Annotated in this window: 30 protein-coding genes and 1 tRNA gene; 24 read left to right on the plus strand and 7 right to left on the minus strand. The window is 35.7% G+C overall.

Going from position 1 to position 23851, the window contains the following annotated elements:
• Window positions 1-10: 10 nt before the first annotated feature.
• The 8 genes from phnM to UGRO018_RS05840 all read left to right on the plus strand — a co-directional run bounded on the left by phnM (window position 11) and on the right by UGRO018_RS05840 (window position 7578).
• Entirely contained in the window at window positions 11-1180 is a 1170-nt protein-coding gene (gene phnM, locus UGRO018_RS05805) for a phosphonate metabolism protein PhnM (RefSeq protein ID WP_416325522.1), read from the plus strand.
• 3 nt (window positions 1181-1183) lie between these two features.
• Window positions 1184-1810, plus strand: a complete 627-nt coding sequence (locus tag UGRO018_RS05810; protein WP_416325523.1) for a DapH/DapD/GlmU-related protein — start codon at window positions 1184-1186, stop codon at window positions 1808-1810.
• Window positions 1800-2504 carry a phosphonate C-P lyase system protein PhnL gene (locus tag UGRO018_RS05815; protein WP_416325524.1) on the plus strand — a complete coding sequence of 235 codons (705 nt, stop codon included), beginning with the start codon at window positions 1800-1802 and terminating at the stop codon, window positions 2502-2504. Before UGRO018_RS05810 ends, UGRO018_RS05815 begins: the two co-directional genes overlap by 11 nt.
• Window positions 2501-3328 carry a PHP domain-containing protein gene (locus UGRO018_RS05820; RefSeq protein WP_416325525.1) on the plus strand — a complete coding sequence of 276 codons (828 nt, stop codon included), beginning with the start codon at window positions 2501-2503 and terminating at the stop codon, window positions 3326-3328. Before UGRO018_RS05815 ends, UGRO018_RS05820 begins: the two co-directional genes overlap by 4 nt.
• The gene (locus UGRO018_RS05825; protein WP_416325526.1) at window positions 3304-4080 is read left to right on the plus strand and encodes an inositol monophosphatase family protein; all 777 of its coding nucleotides are present in this window, start codon (window positions 3304-3306) and stop codon (window positions 4078-4080) included. The genes UGRO018_RS05820 and UGRO018_RS05825 overlap by 25 nt, the downstream gene beginning before the upstream one ends.
• A gap of 85 nt (window positions 4081-4165) precedes the next feature.
• Entirely contained in the window at window positions 4166-4690 is a 525-nt protein-coding gene (locus tag UGRO018_RS05830) for a helix-turn-helix domain-containing protein (protein WP_416325527.1), read from the plus strand.
• Between the two features lie 172 nt (window positions 4691-4862).
• Window positions 4863-6806 (plus strand): MATE family efflux transporter, encoded by a 1944-nt coding sequence (locus tag UGRO018_RS05835; protein WP_416325528.1) that lies wholly within the window; start codon window positions 4863-4865, stop codon window positions 6804-6806.
• A 112-nt stretch (window positions 6807-6918) separates the two neighbouring features.
• Entirely contained in the window at window positions 6919-7578 is a 660-nt protein-coding gene (locus tag UGRO018_RS05840) for an HAD family hydrolase (RefSeq protein WP_416325529.1), read from the plus strand.
• Between the two features lie 92 nt (window positions 7579-7670).
• Here the strand turns inward: UGRO018_RS05840 and UGRO018_RS05845 are convergent.
• From UGRO018_RS05845 to UGRO018_RS05855, 3 genes are all read right to left on the minus strand, one after another.
• Window positions 7671-7744: transfer RNA gene (locus UGRO018_RS05845), tRNA-Trp, on the minus strand.
• Window positions 7745-7834: 90 nt separating this feature from the next.
• Window positions 7835-8122, minus strand: coding sequence for a DUF2087 domain-containing protein (locus UGRO018_RS05850; RefSeq protein WP_416325530.1), 288 nt, complete (start codon window positions 8120-8122; stop codon window positions 7835-7837).
• A 130-nt stretch (window positions 8123-8252) separates the two neighbouring features.
• Complete coding sequence (locus UGRO018_RS05855; protein WP_416325531.1) at window positions 8253-8897, minus strand: helix-turn-helix domain-containing protein; 645 nt, start codon at window positions 8895-8897, stop codon at window positions 8253-8255.
• A gap of 136 nt (window positions 8898-9033) precedes the next feature.
• Between UGRO018_RS05855 and UGRO018_RS05860 the strand changes: the two genes are divergently transcribed.
• From UGRO018_RS05860 to UGRO018_RS05870, 3 genes are all read left to right on the plus strand, one after another.
• Entirely contained in the window at window positions 9034-9873 is an 840-nt protein-coding gene (locus tag UGRO018_RS05860) for a Cof-type HAD-IIB family hydrolase (RefSeq protein WP_416325532.1), read from the plus strand.
• A gap of 81 nt (window positions 9874-9954) precedes the next feature.
• A complete protein-coding gene (locus UGRO018_RS05865) occupies window positions 9955-10665 on the plus strand; it encodes an AzlC family ABC transporter permease (RefSeq protein WP_416325533.1) in 711 nt (236 codons plus the stop codon).
• Window positions 10662-10961, plus strand: coding sequence for an AzlD domain-containing protein (locus tag UGRO018_RS05870; protein WP_416325534.1), 300 nt, complete (start codon window positions 10662-10664; stop codon window positions 10959-10961). The genes UGRO018_RS05865 and UGRO018_RS05870 overlap by 4 nt, the downstream gene beginning before the upstream one ends.
• Here UGRO018_RS05870 and UGRO018_RS05875 read toward each other — a convergent pair.
• Both UGRO018_RS05875 and UGRO018_RS05880 read right to left on the minus strand, forming a co-directional pair.
• A complete protein-coding gene (locus UGRO018_RS05875) occupies window positions 10942-11286 on the minus strand; it encodes a helix-turn-helix transcriptional regulator (protein WP_416325535.1) in 345 nt (114 codons plus the stop codon). The two genes, UGRO018_RS05870 and UGRO018_RS05875, sit on opposite strands and share 20 nt — an antisense overlap.
• Before the next feature lie 353 nt (window positions 11287-11639).
• Window positions 11640-12389, minus strand: a complete 750-nt coding sequence (locus UGRO018_RS05880; RefSeq protein ID WP_416325536.1) for an SDR family oxidoreductase — start codon at window positions 12387-12389, stop codon at window positions 11640-11642.
• A gap of 130 nt (window positions 12390-12519) precedes the next feature.
• Here UGRO018_RS05880 and UGRO018_RS05885 point away from each other — a divergent pair, with 130 nt between their 5' ends.
• The 12 genes from UGRO018_RS05885 (at window position 12520) to UGRO018_RS05940 (ending at window position 22400) form a co-directional block, all read left to right on the plus strand.
• Window positions 12520-12894, plus strand: coding sequence for a GntR family transcriptional regulator (locus UGRO018_RS05885; RefSeq protein ID WP_416325537.1), 375 nt, complete (start codon window positions 12520-12522; stop codon window positions 12892-12894).
• Between the two features lie 3 nt (window positions 12895-12897).
• The gene (locus tag UGRO018_RS05890; protein WP_416325538.1) at window positions 12898-13761 is read left to right on the plus strand and encodes an ABC transporter ATP-binding protein; all 864 of its coding nucleotides are present in this window, start codon (window positions 12898-12900) and stop codon (window positions 13759-13761) included.
• A complete protein-coding gene (locus tag UGRO018_RS05895) occupies window positions 13758-14405 on the plus strand; it encodes an ABC-2 transporter permease (RefSeq protein ID WP_416325539.1) in 648 nt (215 codons plus the stop codon). Before UGRO018_RS05890 ends, UGRO018_RS05895 begins: the two co-directional genes overlap by 4 nt.
• A 128-nt stretch (window positions 14406-14533) precedes the next feature.
• A complete protein-coding gene (locus UGRO018_RS05900; protein WP_416325540.1) occupies window positions 14534-14917 on the plus strand; it encodes a GntR family transcriptional regulator in 384 nt (127 codons plus the stop codon).
• Window positions 14898-15761, plus strand: coding sequence for an ATP-binding cassette domain-containing protein (locus tag UGRO018_RS05905; protein ID WP_416325541.1), 864 nt, complete (start codon window positions 14898-14900; stop codon window positions 15759-15761). Before UGRO018_RS05900 ends, UGRO018_RS05905 begins: the two co-directional genes overlap by 20 nt.
• Window positions 15758-16477, plus strand: coding sequence for a hypothetical protein (locus tag UGRO018_RS05910; protein WP_416325542.1), 720 nt, complete (start codon window positions 15758-15760; stop codon window positions 16475-16477). The genes UGRO018_RS05905 and UGRO018_RS05910 overlap by 4 nt, the downstream gene beginning before the upstream one ends.
• A gap of 64 nt (window positions 16478-16541) precedes the next feature.
• Window positions 16542-17471 carry an ABC transporter ATP-binding protein gene (locus tag UGRO018_RS05915; RefSeq protein WP_416325543.1) on the plus strand — a complete coding sequence of 310 codons (930 nt, stop codon included), beginning with the start codon at window positions 16542-16544 and terminating at the stop codon, window positions 17469-17471.
• A gap of 9 nt (window positions 17472-17480) precedes the next feature.
• The gene (locus tag UGRO018_RS05920) at window positions 17481-18221 is read left to right on the plus strand and encodes an ABC transporter permease (RefSeq protein ID WP_416325544.1); all 741 of its coding nucleotides are present in this window, start codon (window positions 17481-17483) and stop codon (window positions 18219-18221) included.
• Window positions 18218-19114 (plus strand): ABC transporter permease, encoded by an 897-nt coding sequence (locus UGRO018_RS05925; protein WP_416325545.1) that lies wholly within the window; start codon window positions 18218-18220, stop codon window positions 19112-19114. The genes UGRO018_RS05920 and UGRO018_RS05925 overlap by 4 nt, the downstream gene beginning before the upstream one ends.
• Window positions 19115-19158: 44 nt before the next feature.
• Window positions 19159-21672, plus strand: coding sequence for a LuxR C-terminal-related transcriptional regulator (locus tag UGRO018_RS05930; protein WP_416325546.1), 2514 nt, complete (start codon window positions 19159-19161; stop codon window positions 21670-21672).
• Between the two features lie 210 nt (window positions 21673-21882).
• On the plus strand, window positions 21883-22032 hold the full coding sequence (locus tag UGRO018_RS05935; RefSeq protein WP_416325547.1) for a hypothetical protein: 150 nt from the start codon (window positions 21883-21885) through the stop codon (window positions 22030-22032).
• 134 nt (window positions 22033-22166) lie between these two features.
• Window positions 22167-22400 (plus strand): hypothetical protein, encoded by a 234-nt coding sequence (locus tag UGRO018_RS05940; RefSeq protein ID WP_416325548.1) that lies wholly within the window; start codon window positions 22167-22169, stop codon window positions 22398-22400.
• A 124-nt stretch (window positions 22401-22524) separates the two neighbouring features.
• On the opposite strand, the gene UGRO018_RS05945 is transcribed toward UGRO018_RS05940, so the two are convergent.
• Window positions 22525-22974 carry a hypothetical protein gene (locus UGRO018_RS05945; RefSeq protein WP_416325549.1) on the minus strand — a complete coding sequence of 150 codons (450 nt, stop codon included), beginning with the start codon at window positions 22972-22974 and terminating at the stop codon, window positions 22525-22527.
• Entirely contained in the window at window positions 22971-23174 is a 204-nt protein-coding gene (locus tag UGRO018_RS05950) for a helix-turn-helix transcriptional regulator (RefSeq protein WP_416325550.1), read from the minus strand. The genes UGRO018_RS05945 and UGRO018_RS05950 overlap by 4 nt, the downstream gene beginning before the upstream one ends.
• Before the next feature lie 162 nt (window positions 23175-23336).
• Between UGRO018_RS05950 and UGRO018_RS05955 the strand changes: the two genes are divergently transcribed.
• Window positions 23337-23846, plus strand: coding sequence for an HAD domain-containing protein (locus UGRO018_RS05955; protein ID WP_416325551.1), 510 nt, complete (start codon window positions 23337-23339; stop codon window positions 23844-23846).
• Window positions 23847-23851: the final 5 nt, after the last annotated feature.

The raw sequence follows: 23851 nt of genomic DNA on the forward strand, positions 1-23851 counted from the left end.
GAGCAAACTCATGATAGCAATCATAAATGGACAAATCGTATTAGAGCATAGTATCTTACAGGATCATGTCCTGTTAATTGAAGATGATAAAATATTCGATATCATCCCCAAAGAACAATTTCATCAGGATCAGGTAGAGGAAGTCTATCATGCTTATGGTGGATATATCACACCTGGCTTTATTGATATTCATAGCGATCATATCGAAGCAATGGCTGCTCCACGTCCAAGTAGTGTTATGGATATGGAACTAGCTGTTTATGAATTTGAAAAAGAATGCTGTACGCATGGAATTACGACCATGTTTCATTCCGTTAGTATTTGGGAAGGGGTTGGCGCATCTCCTATGCGAAAACCGGAAAATGTCAAAAAGCTGGCTGATATCATCGAAAAAAGCCACTCTCAGTTACATTTGATCCATCACCGTTTTCATATGCGTTTTGAAATCGATAACATTGCGCAATTTCCGTTGATGATGGAATATTTAAAGAAACAACGAGTACATCTGATTTCTTTTATGGACCATACACCGGGACAAGGACAATACCGCAACATTGAGATATATCGCTCTTATGTTCGCAATAGCAAAAAGCTTAGTGAACAGCAGGTAGAGGAAGAAGTAAAGCGTCGAATGGAGAGTGAAAAGCTGACCATTGATCATATCAAAGAAGCCGCTACATTGGCCAAAGAACAAGGTATATCCATCGCTTCACATGATGATGATACCATAGAAAAACTGGATATCGTCAAAGATTTCGGAGCAACGATCTCAGAATTTCCGATCACATTGGAAGTCGCAGCTGAAGCAAAAAAACGTGGGATGTTTACGGTAGTAGGCGCACCGAATATTTTGTTAGGTGGTTCCCATTCCGGCAATATGAATGCAGCAGATGCCATTGAAGCAGGTGTCGCAGATATTTTATGTTCCGATTACTATCCTGCAAGTCTTCTTCATGCTGTTTTTCAAATGGTAGAACGAGGCCAAACGTTAACGGATATGGTGGCAAAGCTAACCATTCAGCCTGCCAGAGCAACTGGAATAGACGCTATCACCGGTTCTATCGAGAAAGGAAAAAAAGCTGATTTATTGATCATTACCACCTTACCAAATCATCTACCGGCCATTACGGATGTCTTTGTGGATGGAAAATGCATTGAACAGCATCATTATAGGGTATAGTCAATGAAACTAAAAAAAGAGGTCACGATCGAAGAAGATTGTATGATTCAAGATAGCAACTTTGGTGTCTATACTAAGGTTGGGGCACACTCGACTTTACAACATGTTAGGATGGGGGATTATTCTTATTGCGAACCGTATACCATGATTCAAAATACCCATATTCATCGGTTTGTGGATATTGCAAGAAATGTAAGGATCGGAGCTACACAACATCCATTATCACGTGTCAGCGATCATCACTTTACCTATCGACGTTTTATGTATGATATGGCACATCAAGATGATGAGGAATTTTTCAAACAACGAGAAGATACCATTACCACGATAGGAAATGATGTGTGGATCGGTCATGGAGCAATCATTGAAGCCGGTGTTCATATTCAAGATGGTGCAGTAGTAGGAAGTGGAGCAGTGGTGACAAAGGATGTACCGCCTTATGCAATCGTTGCAGGGGTTCCGGCAAAAATTCTTCGTTATCGTTTCACCAGACCACAAATCGAAGCTCTGCTTGATATTCGCTGGTGGGATTGGCCTGATGATCTTCTTCGTGCACGTTTTGATGATTTTCTGATGGATATTGATGCATTTATCGTGAAATATAAAGGAGGAAATGAATATGAAGAGTGATCATCTTTTAGAAATCAAAGGATTAGAAAAGACCTTCCATATGTATGTAAATAAAGATAAGGTCATTCATGCTTGTCAAGGAATTGATTTGTCTATTCGAAAAGGCGAATTTATCGGAATTACGGGTAAAAGCGGAAGTGGTAAATCAACCATATTAAAAGGAATCTATCGTACCAATTTACCACAAAAAGGTAGTATCCTATATGATAGTGAACGCTATGGTGTGATCGATCTTTGTTTGGCAACTCCTCGTCAAATGATTTATTTGCGAAAACATGAAATCGGTTATGTATCCCAGTTTCTTCATATCATGCCTAGAACAAGCGCAAGATCTATCATTGAGCATGCGGTCATGGAAATGGGAAAATCCAAGGAAGATGCACAACTTGAGGCAGAGCATATGTTAAAGCATTTTGAGCTAGATCCATCTTTATGGGATTTATATCCAAATACGTTTTCTGGAGGCGAAAAGTTAAGGTTGAATATAGCGGCAGCTATGGTAAAAAAACCTAGACTATTACTTTTAGATGAGCCAACGGCAAGTTTGGATCCTTCTAGCAAACAAAAGGTTAGAGATCTGATCGAACAATTAAAAAAAGAAGGAACGACCATGCTGGGCATCTTTCACGATTTAGAATTCATGGAGGGGCTATGTGATCGTGAATTCAATATGCAACAGGGAATGATCGCATGAATCCTTTTGATTTACACCTTCACTCCAACTATTCGGATTCGGATAAATCAATATCCGATCTGTTGCAGGAAGCTAGGGATAAGCAAATGAAGGTCATATCGATCAGCGATCATGATACGTTGAAGGCTTATGAGGAATTGAAAGATAGGAAACTACCTTGTTCTATCGTGAAGGGAATTGAATTATCTACTTTTGATGGGGAAACGGGATCACAGGTTCATATATTAGGTTATGGCTTAGGAGAAGATACCTCACATATCGAAAGATTGTGTCAGTCAACACTTTATGAAATGCAAAAGCGATCATTGTGGCAAATCAATCAATTACTTCAACATGGCTATGAATTTGATCCCAATGAGGTTTTTACCTTAGCGAAAAACAGCACCTCTATATATAAGCAACATATCATGCAAGTTTTGATTCAACATGGGTATAGTGATACCATATATTCAAAAGTTTATCGTTCTCTATTTAAAAACGGTGGTATTTGTGAAAAACGTATTTCACTTCCTGATCCTGAGTCCGCAATTCAAGCGATTCACCAAGATGGGGGCATTGCGATTTTAGCACATCCTTTTATCAGTCATATCGATCATGAACTTCAGCGCTTTGTAAGAATGGGAATTGATGGTGTCGAAAGTGGACATAGTTCCCATACAGCAGATCAAAGAGCCTATTTACATGAAAAAGCATTGCGTTATGAGCTATTGGAAAGCGGAGGTAGTGATGATCATGGAACCTATGGAGAAGAACCTAAGATGGGATGTTATCCTTTATGGCAAGGAGGAGAAGAATTGTTATGCAAAGTGAAATGTTGGAGATAGCTAAGGCATTGGTGCTACAATGTGGAATGTATTTAAAAGAAGATCATGAGCTAAGCATAGAGGAAAAGGAAGGAATTGCTGATCTTGTGACAAATCAAGATCGTAAGATAGAAGCTTATCTTATCGAACGGCTTTCTCAACATTATCCAACACATCGTTTTTTAAGTGAAGAAAGCAGAGTAGAAGATGGTGAAGATCTTTGGATCATTGATCCGATCGATGGAACGACCAATTATATCACCTCACATAGAGATTTTGCGATATCATTAGCTTATTATCATCACCATAAACCGGTATTTGGTATCGTATATGATGTCATGCGAGAGGAGCTCTTTGTCGGAATCAATGGAGAAGGTGCTTATCTAAATGGGGAAAAACTGGCAAAAAGAAAACCTTGTGTCTTATCAGATTGTGTAATTGACGCAAGCTTGCATACCATGAGTTCTATAAAAACGTCTTTTTCTTATGATTGTTGTAATCTTCAATCAAAATTGAGAGGGCATAGATCTTTTGGCTGTGCATCTTTGAACATTGTGCATATAGCACAAGGCATATTAGATGCCTATCTTTCTTGTCAGGTGAAATGTTGGGATTATGCTGCCGCTATGATCATCTTACAAGAAGTAGGTGCAGTTGCCTACATACAAGGCGATTTCTTTACTGCAAGATCAACCTTTGCATTGTTCGCATCTGATGAAGCTTTAAAAACTACACTTTGGAAGGAGCTAACCAAATCAAATGATGATTTGTAACGTGTAGGTTGCGTTTTGCAAGCTCTACTTGCTGGCTTTTCTCACCTATATCTATTATGATAATGATAGAAAGAGGTGAAGTGCTATGAGCTTTTCAGAAAATTTAAAAGCCGTAAGGAAACAAAAAGGCATATCACAAGAAGAACTGGCAGCTCGCTTAGATGTCAGTCGCCAAACCATATCTCGTTGGGAAACTGGAGATTATTATCCGGAAACCGAGAAGTTATTATTGTTGGCAACTATATTAGAAGTATCCTTAGATGCTTTGATGTATGGAGAAAGTAAACAACCATTAACATCAGCAACCACAGGGAAGATTTTAATTCGCTCAATGGATAAAACATCCATTGTGAATTGCGATAAAGTCAAAAGTAATTCGATACCCTTTAAAACTCGCAAGAAACAACCTAAATTTGTATTATATGGTGTAGATGGCACATCATTATTCGGTGATAATAACACTGTATTAGGCTGGTACATGACACAAGAGGACATTCAAAAAGAAATCATGCAAATTGAGGCGGCAATGAAACAAGGAATCACTCATTATGAACTACAATATGCAGCTGATGTAAAGATCGGATGGTTCAATCTTCGCCTCAAAAACTGATATTTTTTACTATATTCATGCAGGAATTCCTGTCGATTTTCACGAAATTTTGCTTGCTTTTCTATCATTTTTTATGATACAATGACTCAGGTAAAAGATGAGTAGTCAAAGTACGTAAGTCCAATCGCTGCATTGGGTTACGTACTTTTTTTTGCATCGAAAGGAGAAAAAAATGAACGAATCAACAGGAAATAAGATGGCAATGATCCCCATGAAACGACTTTTTTGGAAGATGGGGTTACCGATGATCATATCTATGATCTTACAGGCATTGTATAACGTTATCGACAGTATCTTTGTGGCAAATATGTCAGGAAGCGGAGCGTTAGCCAATCAAGCATTAACGATTGCTTTTCCAATTCAGATTTTAATTATCGCTATTGGCGTAGGAACAGGAGTAGGTTTAAATGCTGTATTATCAAAAAGTTTAGGTGAACAAAATTATGAGCGAGTAAATAAAACAGCAGGTACAGGGATCTTTCTCAGTATTATAATTTATCTAGTTTTTTTGATATTTGGCATATTTGGTTCAGAATGGTTTATCTCATTATTCACAGATAACCGTCAAGTTTTGGAAATGGGAACTGCTTATTTGCGTATCTGCACATGTTTTTCCTTGGGGTCTATTGGCTTTACTGTATATGAAAGATTTCTTCAATCAACAGGGAAAACAATGCTTTCGACCATTGCACAAATATCCGGAGCATTGATCAATATTGTGTTAGATTATATTTTTATCTTTCCTTTATCCATGGGGGTTGTTGGTGCGGCATTAGCAACCATCATCGGACAATTTGTTTCTTTATTTATCGCTATGATCTTTCATTATACAAAGAATAAGGAAATCGACGGACATATTCGATATATCAAGCCTAATCTATCATTGATCAAACTTATTTATCAAATAGGAATCGCTGCGGCAATCATGCAAGCATTATTAGCGGTCATGATGGCAGGAATGAATGCTATTTTAGGAACAGCACCGGTCGATCCGACAATCTTAGTAGGTTCTTTTGGTATTTATTATAAAATACAACAAGTTGCTTTGTTTGCGGCTTTTGGTTTATCTAATACCATAATTTCTATTCTTTCCTTTAATTATGGAATGAAGGATAAGAAAAGAATTGATGAATGTATCAAATATGGAATCATCGATACGGTTATCGTTACTCTTGTGATAACGATCTTATTTGAAATTCTGGCGCAACCACTGGCACGTTTATTTGGATTGGCGGGAGGTACCACAACGGAAATCATCGATGTATGTACTTATGCGTTAAGAATTGCCTGTATCGGTTATGTTTTCATGGGAATATCAGTCGCAATTCAAGGCGTGTTGCAATCTATCGGATATGCGACGAGACCACTTGTTATTTCCTTATTACGATTGATCATCTTTGTGTTCCCTATTGCATATCTATTCACGTTATCTGAAGATGTTATTTCAATGGTATGGTGGACGTTCCCTATCAGTGAAGTTTTGACATCGATCATAGCGATATGGATATTCCAATCAGCATATCGTACACGTATTAAAGTAATGGAAGAGGAAACCACTAGTAAAAAATTAATTGTTTCCATATCCCGTGAACATGGAACAAATGGAAAAGAAATAGCACGCAAGGTTGCGAAAGAATTAAATATCGCCTTTTATGATAAAGAAGCAATCAAAGACTTTGCGCTACAAAAGGGTCTATATCAGGATTGTCAACAACATCAAGAACTTTACGATGTTTTCTTATCACTTGATGTGAATAAATACTCTATTTTGAATTTAACCAAAACAATCAAAGCAATCGCACAACAAGAGGATTGTGTGATCGTTGGAAGGGCCGCTGATTATATATTAAGAGATGATGAAAATCTTATAAAAATATTTTTGTATGCGCCATTAGAGTATAGGGTTAAAAAAATAAAGGAACTATATGATGATAGTGATGATGAAGCGATGCAATATATTCAGAAATCAGATAAAGCACGTTCTGATTATTATGAATTAATTTCAAATCAAGTTTGGGGCGATAAAGAATACTATGATTTATGTATGAACTGTAAACTTGGCAATGAAGAAATCGTGAAGATCATTTGCGATTATGTAAAGAACTTTAACAAATAAATTCACACAAACTCAGGCAGTTAATTTCAATGATTGACTGTCTTTTCTTATACTAGAACCTTGTGTTTTATCTCATCATAAGCGTATAATGATACTTATTTGAGGTGATGATATGAAAATAGATGCTGTTGTGTTTGATTTAGATGGATTGATGATCGATAGCGAAAGAGTCGTACAAAAGACGTGGGACATTGCTGGAGAATGGATAGGATATGGTGCTTTGGGTCATCATATTTATCAAACACTTGGTTTTAATTTAACAAAACGGAAGGCGTATTTTGAGGAATGCTATGGTAAGGAGTTTCCTTTTGATTTGTTTCGAAAAGAAACCAAAAAGGCATGGAATGCTTACGTTGCTTGTCATGAAATTCCTGCGAAAAAGGGATTATATCATTTATTGGATGTATTAAAACAACAAGAAATCAAATTAGGTGTCGCAACATCTTCATCTAGAGCTTATGCTGTTTCGGAATTGGAAAATAAAAAGATACTTTCTTATTTTGATGCACTTGTGTTTGGTGATATGGTAAAAGAAGCCAAACCATCCCCTGAAATATATGAAAAAGCTTGTGAATTATTACAAGTAAATCCACAAAAGGCAATAGCATTAGAAGATTCTTTACATGGGATCAAAGCAGCACATGCGGCAGGTATGATGAGCATTTTTGTGCCTGATCTAGTGAGTGATGCTACTTCTATTGATGGCATTGTTACTGCCAAATTAAAAGATTTAGATGAAGTAGCAGAATGGCTATTACATGAATTGTATTGAATATTGTATTTTTATTATAAGCTATATAGAACGCCCGCTGATGGATATAAGAACAAAAAAAAGATCCTCTCTCGAGAATCACGTTTCTAATATGGCAGGGGTAGAGAGGATCGAACTCCCATCAGCGGTTTTGGAGACCGTTATACTACCATTGTACTATACCCCTAGTTTTTCCGCTTTTCTATATTATCATATTTTAAAAAATAAGGCAATATAAAAAACAGAAAATTGTAAAGAACCCATGAATAGTTGATGGTTAATAAATACGTATGGTGATGGGACTAATAACAGGTTGAGGAATCCAATATATTGCGCCATCCTTTGTACGCTTTACGAAGCCAAAATCTACAAGATATCGTCTAAGCTCTACTGGATCATGATACATATTTTGTAATTGATTCGTTAGCTCTTTTTCTGATAGAACATGATCTATACTTAGGTGTTGGACAACTAAGGAAACGACCTGTTGTTTTAATTTCCGTTTTTTTGGCATCTGCTTGATATAGAATGGTTGTTCTTGAATAAAAACGCTTATATTTTTCATAAACATAACCTCCTTTACGTTTATTTGTTTAGTGAACAAATATAGTATAACACCTATTGTTTATGAAAACAATAAACAAATAATATTTTAATATATAAAATAAGTAAACAAAAAGACACAAAATTGTGTCTTATGGCTTAATTATATCATCGAGTAATTCTTCTGCTTTATCTAATAATTGTTTGCGATGGTGCTCTCCCATACATTGCCAATATGCCATTAATAGGCCTAACTCTTCTTCTTGAGGATACACCGCATTGATGCCATGATTGATGACGATATCACTGTATTCTTTTGAGGTTACTGGTTCAGGATGAATATCAATGGCGTAGCCAAGCAACCAGCCTTTCGCTACATTCAATATATTAGAAAGAATCTTTAAATGCTCAGTGGTAGGAAAACGTTGTTGATTTTCAAGATAACGATCTAAATCGGTGATAAGAATGCCAGTAGTGGAACTTAATTGTGACGTTGTCATCTTTCGATACTCCATAATTTCCTTTAATCGAAAGGAAAAAGAAGATTGTTCATAGGTTGTGTTGTCTTGTTGGAAAACTTCAAATAGAAGAGAGTCTTTATTGATATGATAAAGATTTATCATAGCACTTAGCATATCATCTTCCGGTTCCATCGCACCGGCTTCTATTTTGGATAAAACTTTCTTTGGGAGTGCTAGAGTGTCGGCGGCATCTTCTAAGCTGATATCATGATCCATACGTGCCTCTTTCAGTTTCTGACCCAGGCAACTTTGAAACTGATGCTGATAATTGTTCATAAGCAAAATCCTTTCTCTCATAGTTTGTTTCTAAGTTTCATTATAAATGATTTTTGTGATTTATCAATACTTTGATATTAGCTTTTCTAGTAAGCACATTTATAGTAAAATAAGAAAGAAATATGGAGGATGTAATATGATACGTTTGATAGCATGTGATCTTGATGAAACTTTATTAGATGAGCATAAGCAAGTGGCAAAGGGAAATTTGAAAGAAATTCAAAGAGCTCGTGATGCAGGAATCTTATTTGTACCGGTAAGTGGAAGAGGATATACAAGTATGGATGCGATATTGAAGGAATTGAATCTGTATCAAAAACCAGGAGAATATACCATCAGTAACAATGGAGGTATTGTGATAGAAAATCATACGTTACAACATATCAGTTTTCATAGTTTTCCTTATGAACAGGCGGTTTCTTTATTTACTTTTGGATATCAAAGACAATTATGCGTTGAAGTATTTACGGATCATGATGTATATGCATTTCATCTCAATGAGGATGAAAGAACATGGCTTTATCAATTCAAAAAAGATGCGATCACCTGTAAAGAAAAAAACATAGAGTTTTTAAAACAAGAGCCTATCGTCAAAATTTTATTTCAACATACGGATATGAAGGTATTGCATGAATTGGCAAAAGAAATGCAATCTCTTACACAAGAAATAGCTAGTGTATCTTTTTCCAGCAATCGTTATTTGGAATTGAATCCGATAGGGGTGGATAAAGGCGTAGGATTACAAGAGCTTGCGAGATATCTTCATATTCCTATGGAAGAAACGATGGCAATCGGTGATAATGATAATGATCGAGAACTACTTCGTGTTGCAGGATTATCCATAGCAGTTGCCAATGCAAGTGAGGATATCAAAGCATTAGCGGATCATGTAACCGTTCATGATCATAAGAATGGTGCCGTAGGAGAAGCGATACGACGATTTGTGTTTCAAGAATCAATTAGGGAAGGAAGATAGCATCGTGTTTTCCTATCTTATGGTTTCAAAAAAGTAGAGATTGCGCTATAATAATGAAAAAATGAAGGGGAGTTGTATAGAATGGAGCATGTTCAGAATCATTTCATGCAGGGCATCAAGGATGGAGTGCCCATAGGGTTAGGTTATGTATCAGTTTCTTTTACGTTTGGTATGATGGCGGTATCTCAGGGAATACCGTTAGAAGTTGCTGTTGTGATTTCTTTGAGCAACTTGACAAGTGCAGGTCAATTTTCAGGATTGGCTTTGATGGTTGCACAAGCATCTTATATCGAATTAGCATTATCTCAATTTATTATCAACATTAGATATGCTTTGATGTCCTTATCGCTTTCTCAAAAGGTGGATAAAAAAATGACGACGCTAGAACGTGCCGCCATTTCTTATGGAGTAACAGATGAGATATTTGCGCTTGCCAGTAGTACCTATGAACGTGTAGGAAAAAATTATATGGCGGGATTGATTTTGTTTCCAGTAGCTTGTTGGACATTAGGGACCTTTTTAGGCGGAGCAGCCAGTACGTTATTACCTGAAAGCATCCGTTCTGCGCTAGGGATAGCGATTTATGGTATGTTTCTTGCCATCATCATTCCGCCTGCGAAAAAGTTTCATTCAGTACGTGTGGTATTGATGATCTCTATTATAATGAGTTGTTTATTTACCATATTACATCAAATATTACCAATTAGTTCGGGTTTTGTCATTATCCTTTGTACAGTAATCGCTAGTGCTTTAGGGGCATGGCTATTTCCTATTGAGGAGGTGTCTGAATGAACTATTTACCTTATATAATTATTATGGCATTGGTGACCTATCTCATTCGTATGATTCCTTTGACTTTTTTTCAAAAGGAAATAAAAAATACCTTTTTAAAATCTTTTTTGTTTTATGTTCCTTATGCTGTACTGGGTGCTATGACATTTCCTGCTATTTTTACTTCCGGTGGAGATGTGATACCATCTACCATAGGATGCATTGTAGCACTGTTATTTGCTTATAAGGGTAAAGGGTTATTGAGCGTAGCTGTAGCTGCTTGTGTAAGTGTTTATCTTATTTCTCTTCTAGTTTGAGTGAATCTTGTGAATTCATCTTTTGAAATAATGCAATTGTTGTTTTGATCAAAATGTTTTGACCATAGGTCAAGGTATCGGCATATTCTATCACCTCATCCTTTAAAATGTCTGTGGTGAATAAAGAGATTTCAAAAACGTCGAATAAGTCCGGGCCAAAATAATTGATCATTCTTTCAAAGATTTCGATATTGGGGATGCTCCTTCCTTGGATATACGAATTCACCGTTTGTGGTGTGACTTTTAAAAGTTTCGCCGCTTGTTTTTGAGTATATCCACTTCGATCTAAAGCATTTTTGAACAGTATCCCAAAATTAGATTTCATATATCCTTCCTTTCCTGTACTCTAATTGAGTAAAATTATAACAAAGAATGTATAATTTTACATAGTATTTTTTTATGATTGTAAATTCGAATAATATACTATGTAAAAAAGACTATTTAAGATAAAGATTTCTGAACTTTATATAAAATATGACATATGACCATACCGAATCCTTTCGTGAGATTATCCTATAATGAAAGATACAAGGAGGCAAAGGATGAAGAAAAAGGGTGATCATGGTATTTATTTATTGATTTTTTTCATATTGGTCATAGGCATTTTATTGATTTTTGTATTGGATGCAATCATCTCTTTATTTTGAAAAAAATCAGTTCTTTTAACGGAACTGATTTTTATATGGAATAACCACCATCTATTGGAATACAAGCACCGGTAATATAATTGCTTTGTGCGCTTGCTAATAGGAGTAATAATCCATCAACATCTTTATAGCAACCCCATCGTTTCGCAGGGATGTCACGTAGAATACTATCATCATATTGATTGCCATCTCCACTCATCAAGGAGGTACCGGTTGTCATAAAACCAAAAGTGATGGCATTGACTTGAATATCATCCTTACCAAACTCCATAGCAAGATATCTTGTCATGGCTTCAACAGCTCCTTTGCTTGCGGAATATGCACAATATTCACTGGTATGTAAAGGTAAGATGCCTGAGGCATTGATGATCTTTCCACCATGCCCTTGCATACGAAATTGTTGAATGACCTCTTTTGCTAATAGAAAGGCTGCTGATACATTGATATCAAAGACTGCATTCCAATCCATTTTGGTCATATCAAGGGTATCCATTTTCTTAGTGATACCTGCAAAGTTCAATAGGATATCCACATGTCCATAGGCACCAAGTACTTCCTTCATAACCGTATGAATAGCTCCCGGTGTTGTTAAAGAAATTGTGATAGAGTGATATCTTCTACCCATTGCTTCTACTTCTTTTTTTAAATCACTGTCATCTCCGATGCTAACACCGAAAATATCTGCGCCATGTCTTGCCAATGTTAATGCCATTGCATAACCCATTCCTTGGCTAGCGCCACTGATCAATGCTACTTTTTCATGTAAATCAAATTCTTCCATAAATGATTCCTCCATTCTTTTTATTAGTATGAACGGAAAATATCGTTCTAAACCTATTGACAAGCGTGTATATACATTGTATATTGTATATGTTCAATATATACAATATGTTGGATGAAGGAGTGAAGTTATGAATATCATCATTAGTAATGCTAGCGGAAAACCAATCTATGAACAAATTGTGGCACAGATAAAACATTTGATCATGACAGATGTTTTAAAAGAAGGGGACGCTCTTCCATCTATGCGTGCACTTGCTAAAGATTTGCGTATCTCCGTCATTACAACAAAACGAGCTTATGAGGAATTAGAAAGTGAAGGTTTTATTGAAACCGTCACCGGTAAGGGAAGTTTTGTTGCAGGCAGAAATAAAGAACTGATCAAAGAGGAACGTTATCGTCAGGTAGAAGAATTATTGACCAAGGCCTGTGATATTTCCAGAATGAGTGGAATCAGTTTAGAAGAAATGGTGGATATCCTTTCACTCTTATATAAGGAGGAATGATGTATGGATAGCATACTGAATATCAGTCACTTGAAAAAAACCTATCCGGGTTTTCAAATAAAAGATTTGTCATTGACGATTCCAAAGGGTGTGATCATGGGATTTATCGGAGAGAATGGTGCTGGAAAAACAACGACCATCAAAGCAATTCTCGATATGATCCATTTAGATAAAGGAAGCATTCAAATTTTTGGTAAAGATAGCGTTGCTTGTGGTAAAGAAATTCGTCAACAACTAGGTGTTGTCATGTCAGAGAGTACATTTCCTGAATATATGACGCCGAAACAAATAGATCGTGTTTTATCATCTATTTACACCAATTGGGATAAGGAACGTTATCAAGAGTTATTAAAGCAATTTCAATTACCTGAACAAAAGCGTATCAAAGAGTTTTCTCGTGGGATGCATATGAAACTGGGTATTGCTATGGCATTGTCACATCATCCTAAGCTGTTGATTTTAGATGAAGCAACCAGTGGTTTAGATCCTATTGTAAGAGATGAAATTTTAGATGTCTTCTTAGACTTTATACAGGACGAAGAGCATAGCATCTTTTTATCCTCACATATCACCAGTGATATAGAAAAGGTGGCTGACTATGTTACCTTTATTCACAATGGAAGTATCGTATTAAGTGAACAAAAGGATGAAATATTAGAAAGCTATGGTGTATTAAAAACCACACCTGAAAAATTCGCCCAATTATCAAAAGACGATTACATCAGTTATCGTAAGAGCAGTTATCGTTTAGAGGCGTTAATCAAAGATAAAGAAAAAATAAAACGGATCATTCCTGATGCAATGATCGATCCTGCATCTCTTGAGGATATCATGTTGTTTACGGTGAAAGGAGAGGGAATGAAATGATCGGATTGATAAAAAAGGATTATTTTAACATAGCGAGTTCTTTGAAAGTTTATCTGTTGATACCGGCGATGTTTGCTTTTCTATCCTATACGAATAAATCCATGGATATGTTGGCATTCGGAACTTGTTTCATTGCTATTTTTGTGATTATCAGTTGTTTTGCATATGATGATATGGCACATTTCAATGATTATGCATTGACCCTTCCGATCAATCGAAAGGATTTGGTATTATCAAAGTATATGCTTGCTAATATCTTTATGATCGTGATCTTTCTTTTGGCAAATCTTGTAGCATTCGGTTTGAATCTTATGTTTCCGGGGCGTTTTCAAGATTATCAATTTATGGATTTTATGGAATATACGTTTTTAGCAACGATGATCGTTAATCTATTGACTTCTATTATATTGATCATCATGTTTAAATTTGGCTCAGAAAAAGGAAGAATCGTTTTTATTGTTTGCTTTTTGGTCATTGGTCTTCTAGGTGGTTTGTTAGGTAATGTCGTAACAGGGATACCAGTGGAAAAAATGATAGCGTTTTTAGATGAATACTTGACGATCCTTGCTTTTCCACTCAGCGTGTTAGCGGAAATTATCTGTATTCCCATTGCAATTAAAATCGTAGAACATAAAGAAATGTAAGAGATATTTGAAAAAAGATATCTCTTTTTTTTACATTTCTTATTGACAAACATACGAATGATAGATATACTAAGTTTGTAAGTTAGTTACTCAACTAACTAACTAGATAACAACCAAGGAGGTAGAGGATGAAAATTGATCCGACAAGTGAAAAGCCAATCTTCCTTCAAATAGCAGATGAGTTAGAGGATGCAATTTTTACTGGTGTTTTTGAAGAAGAAACGCAAATACCAAGTACCAATGAAATAGCGACCTTGTGGAAAATCAATCCGCACACCGTTTTGAAGGGTATGAACATATTGGTAGATGAAGATATGATTTATAAAAAGAGAGGATTGGGGATGTTTGTGAAGCAAGGTGCTGTTCAAAAAATTACCGAAAAAAGACAGAATAATTTCTATGATATGTATATCGAAAGCTTAGTTTTAGAAGCAAAGAAGTTAGATATCACATTTGAAGAGGTCATGAAATTGATAGAAAGAGGGTATGGAAATGCAAATGATCAAAGTTGAGAATATTTCAAAACAGTTTAAGGATACCAAGGCATTAGATCAAGTGTCTTTACAATTTGAATATGGTAAGATTTATGGATTATTAGGACGTAATGGTGCTGGGAAATCAACCCTGTTGAAAATCATCAGCAATCGCATCTTCGCAAGTGATGGTGTGGTTTACCTAAATGATCTTCCTACCATGGAAAATGATGTCGCATTACGTCAAATGTATATGATGAGTGAAGAGGATTTGTATCCAAAATCAATGAAGATCAAAGAAGTCTTTCATTGGACGAAAGAGTTTTATGGTTGCTTTGATGAAGAAAAAGCATATCGACTTGCGGATATGTTTGAATTGAATCCTAAAAAACGAGTAAAAGAATTGTCTACTGGTTATCAATCCATCTATAAACTGATCATTGCTTTATGTTTGGATGTTCCATACGTTTTTCTAGATGAACCTGTATTAGGCTTGGACGCCAATCATAGAGAGTTGTTTTATAAGATCTTATTAGAATCGTATATGGAACAGCAAAAAACGTATGTGATTGCAACTCACTTGATTGAAGAGGTGGCAAATTTAATCGAAGACATTATCATTATCGATGATGGAAAGGTTCTGATCAATCAAAGTGTTGAGGATATTCTTTCTTCTGGTTATAGTATTTCCGGAACAAGTGATGCTGTAAATGCGTATTGTGAAGGTAAGAAAGTCATCGGAAGTGATCAACTAGGTGGATTAAAAAGTGCATACATTATGGGGGATGTGGATACTGAGAAGTTGCATGATGGCTTAGAGGTAACGATGTTAAATCTACAGAAGTTGTTTGTGGAATTAACCAGAAAGGAGAAAGAAAGATGAGATTAAAAAATGCATTTAAATATCAAATGGCCTCTATGTTGAAGGCGATTGGTATTTACTATGGTGCAATATTAGCAATTCGAATTGGATTGTCATTGATATCGATATTCATCATCGGTGATGAGAAGATTCATATGTCAGCTTTTGAAAGCAACACATTGGTATTTATGTTGTTTCTTGGTATCTTTTCCATCGTTGAGGATTTTAAGTTTTTTGTACAAAATGGATATTCTAGAAAGTCTTTGATGAAATTATATCTGCTTCAATTCCTTGCATGTTCAGCAATTCTTGCCGGTTTGGATATGATCAGTGCCATTGTATTTGCTTCCTTTGACGTATATGAAAGCTTATGTTTCCAGATTTATGGTACCCAAAATATCTTGATGCAGTTTCTGTGGTTAGTTGTTGTATATACATGTGTTGGAATGGTTTCCTTCTTTATGACGATCCTTGTGCAAAGGATGAATAAGGTACAACGTATCGTTTATCTATTATTGTTGCCATTGGCATTGATCATGTTTCTTCCATTATTAGATGTTTATGTATGGAATCATGCATTATCTAGTTTCGCTTGGGATGTTTTATTAAGAATTATGGGATTCTATGATGGTGTTTCCATGATGGTCTCTACCTTCAGTTTCACGATCATAACGATCATCTTCTGTCTTCTATCTTATCTTACCATTAGAAGAGCATCCGTCTTTATGCAATCTTAAAATCAACCGAATGGTTGATTTCTTTTTTTATGTAGAATCCTTATACTTGAGATGAGGTGAAACTATGGAAACGATATTAGAAATGAAACATATGGAAAAGGCGTATCATGAACATAAAGCAGTGAATGATATATCTTTCAAGATGCATAAAGGGGAGATCCTTTGTTTGCTTGGTCCCAATGGGGCAGGAAAGACAACAAGTATTCATATGATTGCGGGTATTTTAAAACAAGATGGTGGAGAAGTGTTATATAAAGGAGAGAAACGAACAAAAGAGTTTCAAAGAAGAATCGGATTTGTACCTCAGGATATTGCTTTGTATGAGCATTTAAGTGCTTATGAAAATATTCGCTTTTTTGCAAGTTTATATGGCTTAAAAAAAGACCTGTTAAAGGAAAGAATCGAAGAGGCATTAGATCTAGCAGGATTAAGTAATCGTCGTAATGATGCTGTGAAAACGTTTTCCGGTGGAATGAAGCGTCGATTGAATATTGCGTGCTCTTTGGCACATCATCCTGAAATCGTTATTATGGATGAACCAACTGTAGGAATCGATCCGCAATCAAGAAATTATATTCTGGAAACGATTCGTAAATTGAAACAACAAGGTACAAGCATTTTATATACGACACACTATATGGAAGAAGTGGAGGCGATTGCGGATGAAATTGTGATCATGGATCATGGCGAAATCATTGCAAAAGGTACGTTGGATGAGATCAAGGCAAGCAATCAACAGCTACAAAACATCACCATTCAAGTAGAAGATGTCACAGGATATCATGAAGATGATTTTTATCAGATCCCGGGTATCAAAGAAGTAAGCTTGCGAGGAGATACCCTTTGGATCACCTCTTTACAAAGTGTGGAAAACTTAGATCACATCATATCGATGGTATTAAAGCACCATATGAAAATCAAACATCTTTTATGTAGACAAATGGATCTGGAAACAGTGTTTCTACAATTGACCGGTAGAAGCTTAAGGGATTAGGTGATGAAGATGTATGAAAAGACACAGATGGTATGGATGGATACCAGAAATTTATTTACCAATAAAATGTGGTTGTTTTATTCGACGCTGTTTCCTATCGCATTGGTATTGATCATGGGATATCTAAGTGAAGAAAGCTTTGGAAAGGTGATGACTTCTTATGATTATTATGCAATATCTATGATGATCTACACAGTGTTTTCCACAGCAACGTTATCCGCAAATAGTTTTATGGAAGAAAAGATCAAGGCCGGTAATATGCGAATTATTTATTGTCCCATACCTTCCAGCTTTCTTTATCAATCTAAAATTATTTCTACGTGGATCTTTGGATATGTTACCCATATGGTAAGCTTTTTATTGATATTGGTCATGGTTGAGCATCATTTACATGATGCATTATGGATGATCATGCTGTTATTTCTTGTCGCAGAATTGTTTGCGAGTACGATTGGTGTGATGATGTGTTGTATATTGAAAAGTGAAAGCAGTGCAAATCAAATCATATCTTCGCTTTTGGCGTTGGTTGCGTTATTGGGTGGTTGCTTCTTTTCCATGGAACGATTGGGTGGTTTATTTGCGATGGCATCAAAGGTTTCTCCTTTTTACTGGATCATGAATGCTATTTTCTTAAATATTTATGATGGTACCATGGTGCCATCCTTCCTAGTGCTTATGGCCTTTGGTATATTGAGCATACTTTGCTTTATGGTTTGTAGAAAGACATTTCATGTGGAGGATTGTTTATGAAAACGATGATGATTCATTTATGGAAACGGATGAAAGCAACCAAAGGACGCTTTTTATTCAGTATGGCATTGTGTGTATTCTCTGTTTTGTTTGGTACCTATATTGCCAATCAAGACATTCAAAGTTTCCGTTTAGAAGTGATGAAAGATAGCAATGTTTTGAATCAAGAAGGAATTGAACTGGTTGAAGTAAATAAGATAACACAAAGTGATCTTATTATGCAAAAGGTGGATGGACTTTTGTTGGAGGATGGAAAGATCCAAACAAGAAAAGGTGTGATAGATTTAGCGGTATTAACACAACAACAAGGAAATCAAACACAAGATGTCGGAACAAAGATTCTTGGTTTTATGGTTATGTTTTTGATGATGCAATCAGTAGTTTACATGATGTTGTTTGGAGAAGATAAAGAAACACATATGACAACGAGGATCTTTTTATGCGGGATAAGGAAAAGAAACTATTTCGCTTCCCATGTTTTGTTTTCTTGGTTGTTTATCTATATCCCATGTATGCTATGTCTTGGTATCTTACAACTTTTCTCGATACCTATTGGATATTCACTAGAAAAATACGCAGTTCTTTTGGCAATCTATACTTTGTTTTCTAATGTGCTCATATTCTTTATGTATACCATCATCAAACGAGAAGATGATGCGAATATGATTTGCAGTGCTTTGATCGTGTTAACTAGCTTGTTATCGGGAAGTTTTCTGGGAATCCAAAAGACGAGTGGGATACTGGCTGATTTGATTGAACTATTGCCACAGAAAATGTTTATGAAATGGGGAATGGGTTCTATATGGAATGTGGAATTCATTGCTTGTTTTGCGATCTTGATACTATTATTTACTACACTATCTCTTTTCCGTATGAGAAAACAAGTATACTAGTGAAATAAAACATGCTAAAATGATAAAAAAGAGGTGAGCGAACTTTGCGAGCATATCGAAAAATGTGTCTGAAGATGCCAATGCCAAGAGAACATGCGCTACAAAGGGAGCGACTATTATCTAAATTATATGAAGCAAGGAATAAACGATTGATCATGATAGAGGGAGGAGCCGGTGTTGGAAAGACTACCTTAGTTACAACCTTTCTTCAAAAGTATCAACTACCTTATCATTGGCTTACCATGCAACAAGATATGAATGATCTTTTTATTTTTATTGCATATCTGATAGAAGGCTGTAGCATGGAACAACTTCATAAACAAGAATTGATGTCTTATGTCGATGCGGCAGCACAAAGCAATCAAGCAGAATTGGTCATAGAAGCTATTTGTGATGTATTCTCGCATAGCGAACCTTTTACCATGGTGATTGATGATGCTCATAGGATACAAGATGATAGGATCTTAACGTTGATAGAACAATTAATGGAAGAATATCATCAAAAATTCCTTTTCATTGGTAGAACAGCATTGAACATTTATTGTAAGGACGCAATCCTAAATGATGATATTTTTCTCTTGCATGGTGATGAATTGATGTTAAACCAAGAAGAAGCATTTACCTTTTTAAAAGAAACGCTTCAATTTCAAAGATCTCAAGAGGCGTTGTTAAGTCTATGTGAATGGGCTCGTGGATGGATCGGAGGACTTCAGCTTTTAACGATCGCACTACAACAAGATGGAGATATAGAAAGCTGGAAAACAGGAATGCAAGATACCATGTTGCAAGCATATATTCAACGTGAGATTTATGATACCCTTCCTTTGGATATGCAAATGTTTTTATGCAAGACAAGCATACTACAAAGTTTTGATGAGGAGTTTATCTTAAGCTATCTGCCACAGGTTTCTTTTTCCTTGATGATGAAACGGCTTCAACAATTGAATTTTATCGTAACGACATTAGAAGACGGGTATTATTGTTATCATGATATCATGAAGGAATTTTTGTTAGAACAATTTCAGGAATTAAGATGGAATGAACAAAAAACAGCACATGCGAATGCAGCCAGGATATTTTATGATCAAGGAGATGTGGGACAAGCCTTACATCATTGTTTTGAAATCAAGGATTATGATACAGCTATGAAATGGATCTCGGAAAATGTGAAAACATCTCAATTGCTTTCCTATATGAAACGTATTCCATTAAAGGAAATCGTGAAGAATCCGGATTTTGCTTATCAATTATTTTTCTATAGCTATGCCAATGTGGATGAAGCACGATGTTATGAAATCTTTCATTTGATTCATGAATGTTTGAAAGAAGATGTGACCTTTCAAGCATTTGAATATTCTCATTTATTTATGGATAGTTATGCTAAGGCCAATCAAGTAACCGTGTTACCGATAGAAACGATCAGCAGCTTACCTTTGAGCAAAGAGACCATTAGCTTTCTTGTGGCAAAAGATGCGTTCTTTCTCTATGCACAAGGCAATTATCCGCAATGTTTGAAACGGTTAGCATGGGCAAGGTCTTTTTTTGAAGAGAGTGCCAATATGTATGTAGGAGCAATGTTGTATATGTCTGAAACACAGATTTATGAACAATTGGGGTACTTTCAAAAAGCCTTGCGTGATTATGAAAGCTTGAATGAGCTAGAAGGAGTAACATCATTGTTTGATGTCATTTATGATTTGGGGATTGCCGGTATTTATATGAAACAATTTCATTTTGATCAAGCGCAACACCATCTGGATGCTTGTATGAAGACGTTTGCACGTAAGAAGGTCAAAGGTGCTGATCGCTCAGGCAGATATACATTGGCACAATTGTATTTTATTATGGGCGATGTGAGTATTGCTAAGCAATGCTTGCAGGAGGTAATGCAACAAGAGAATTTTCAAGATCCGATCACAGCGGCGCCTTTGCTACGTCTATTTTATGTTTATGAGCCTGATCATCCGTTATTTGAGGTTTTTGAAAAGCAGATGAAGCAACATGTGTTAGATTTAGATTTTGATTCTCATATCCTTTTAGCAAATCTTTACGAGAAAACCGATATGGAATTGGCAATGAAGTTGATGGATGAAATTTTGATTAAAGCACGAAAGTTACATAATCCATATGCTTTGATCGATGCATGTATTCAAAAGGTACATTTGGTTTTGCATACAAGCAAAGAAACAAGAGTGATTCACGATTTGTTATGTGAAGCATTAAGTTATGCCGTTTATGATGAAGTACGTTTACCATTCTTTTATTTACGTAAGGATGTAAATTATTTAGAAAAGGATTTATTGTCAGACATCAAACGATCTATATCTGCTCAAGCATATCAATTTCTATTAGATGTCTTATGCATACGCAATGAGGATTCTTTATCAGCCAGAGAAATCGAAGTGATGGAAGAAATTATTCAGGGCTATACAAATAAGGAAATTGCCCAACATCTTTGTATCAGTCAGGCAACGGTGAAGACACATTTAATCAATATATATAAAAAGCTGGATGTGACAAATCGCATTGAGGCGATGAGAGCCTATCAGAAAACGTAAAATCTAGAGTGATACCTACATGATGATTAAGAGTCGTTTTAAGCGTGAATAAAAATTTTTTTAGAAAGGCGGACACAAATCATAGAATATAGGATATAGTTTTGCTTAATTAAATTATTAAAAACTGACAAAGTATAGGCAGCGGTATATAGTTATTACAGGAAGCGATTTTCTTTATAAAACAAGAATATGAAAAAAGAGGAATTGCGTGTGAAAAGAATGGGGAATGATGATATAAAATTCATAAGAAAATTAGCGATATTGATGTGTTCGATATCGCTTCTCTGTATCACAAGTTGTAGTCAACAGAAAGAATATGATATTTTATCTGTTGAGGATGAATTGCGTGAAATACGATGAAAGCAATTAGAACGCTAATTTCAGTATATAGTGATTCACAGACTCCTTTTAACGCTAACATTGAATCATCCATAGAGTTAAAATCGTTTATCTTATCCACAAAGAATCAGGGTAACGATCAGATCATGTAGGCTTTGAAGGATCATGGGAAAACGGCCTTAGAGGGAAAAATACCTGTTATAAAGCAACCACTTTCTATTGATGATCAAGGAAATGATCATATCTATGGTGTTCGTTTCATCCCTTTTTATGAGCGTATTGATTTAGTAAGTGAAGGCATACGTTATCAAGTATATGATCCTCTTATAGATCATGAAGAAGTAGATGGCTTATTTGTTGTCATTAAAAATCCGGATCGTGTTTCGTGATGAAGGATAGCTCATCCTATAGAAATGCCAATAGAAGAAAGAGGTATTTTTCATGCAGAATACCTCTTTTTAGTTGGAAAATATGGAAATGATCAGTGCTAGTCATCTTGTTTGAAAAAACGATTTATATACGATTTGCATAATACTTTTTCGCAATATGCTTGATCAATAAAGATAAAGTCGTTAAGCCATATAACATAAGGAAGGCTACTTCACTTAGAAAACCTAATAAATCTAAAATACAGAGTGACAATAAAATGGCAATGGATAAAAAGATATAGGCGCTATGACTGGATTTTTCATTTAACAATACATTACGTTCATCATGATATTCTATACGTTTTTCTTCTGGCATGGTATCTTGTTGAATGATCCTGCCCCATGGTCGATTGGATGCAATCAATAAGGTAAGTCCTATGATCAAAAAGGCCAGGGGAGCTCCGTCTGGATTTGGAACATATGCTAATAATGTAGGTTTCGCAATGAAACTATATAAACTGAATATCAAAGTAGCAATTGCGATGAGATTACCTAACAAGATGATCATGATCATCCATGGTTTTAGATGTTTCATACTTTTTCCTCCTCATAAAGAAATATATCTTCGATACGTAAATGAAAATAATGGGCAATGCGAAAAGCTAAAAGAATGGATGGATTATAACGTCCGTTTTCTAATGAGCCAATGGTTTGTCTGGAAACCTGTAAGGCCTTTGCGAGCTCTTCTTGACTGATGCCTCGTTGTTTTCTGATGCTTTCTAATCTGTTTTTCATATCATCATCCTTTGATGGAAAGTTAACTTTACATTACTAGAGTAGCATAAGAGGATCGAAATGTAAAGCAAACTTTCCATAAAAAAAAGAAAAGTTAGCTATGAAAACACTTTCTTTTTCCTATGGATACGGTATACTAAGGTTAAAGAGGTGGTATGGGTCATGAAAAAGGTGATTTTTCAGGATATAGATGGGGTATTGTATCCCTGTTTTCAAAGAGAACGATTAAAGATGGATGCTTATATGATCAAGCAAAGGCTGATAGAACAAGACTCCTATTATAAGGATGCAAATGCAAAGGATCTCGCTGCTGCTTATGAAGGATGGGATCATGAAGCAATGCGACGTTTAAAACAGCTCGTGGAAATAACCGGAGCTTGTATCGTTGTATCCTCTTCTTGGCGCTTTATGCATGGTGTGAAGGAATTTAAACAAATGTTTCATATTTACGGATTAAAAGATGCTGTGATTGCGATAACTCCATTAAAAGATGGGTTTTTGAAAGAACCAAGCATTCTTTCTTATTTACAACAGCATCCGGAAATTGAGCATTATGTGATTTTAGATGACTTAGATATGTCAAAAACCTTTCCTGGACATTGTGTGGTTTGTCCTGATATTTATGATGAGGAATGTCATAAAAAGGCGATTGCGATATTAACAGGGAAATGACCCTG

Source organism: Hoskinsella mucinilytica (assembly GCF_045223415.1).
In the GTDB taxonomy this organism is placed as follows: Bacteria; Bacillota_I; Bacilli_A; order Erysipelotrichales; family Erysipelotrichaceae; genus Hoskinsella; species Hoskinsella mucinilytica.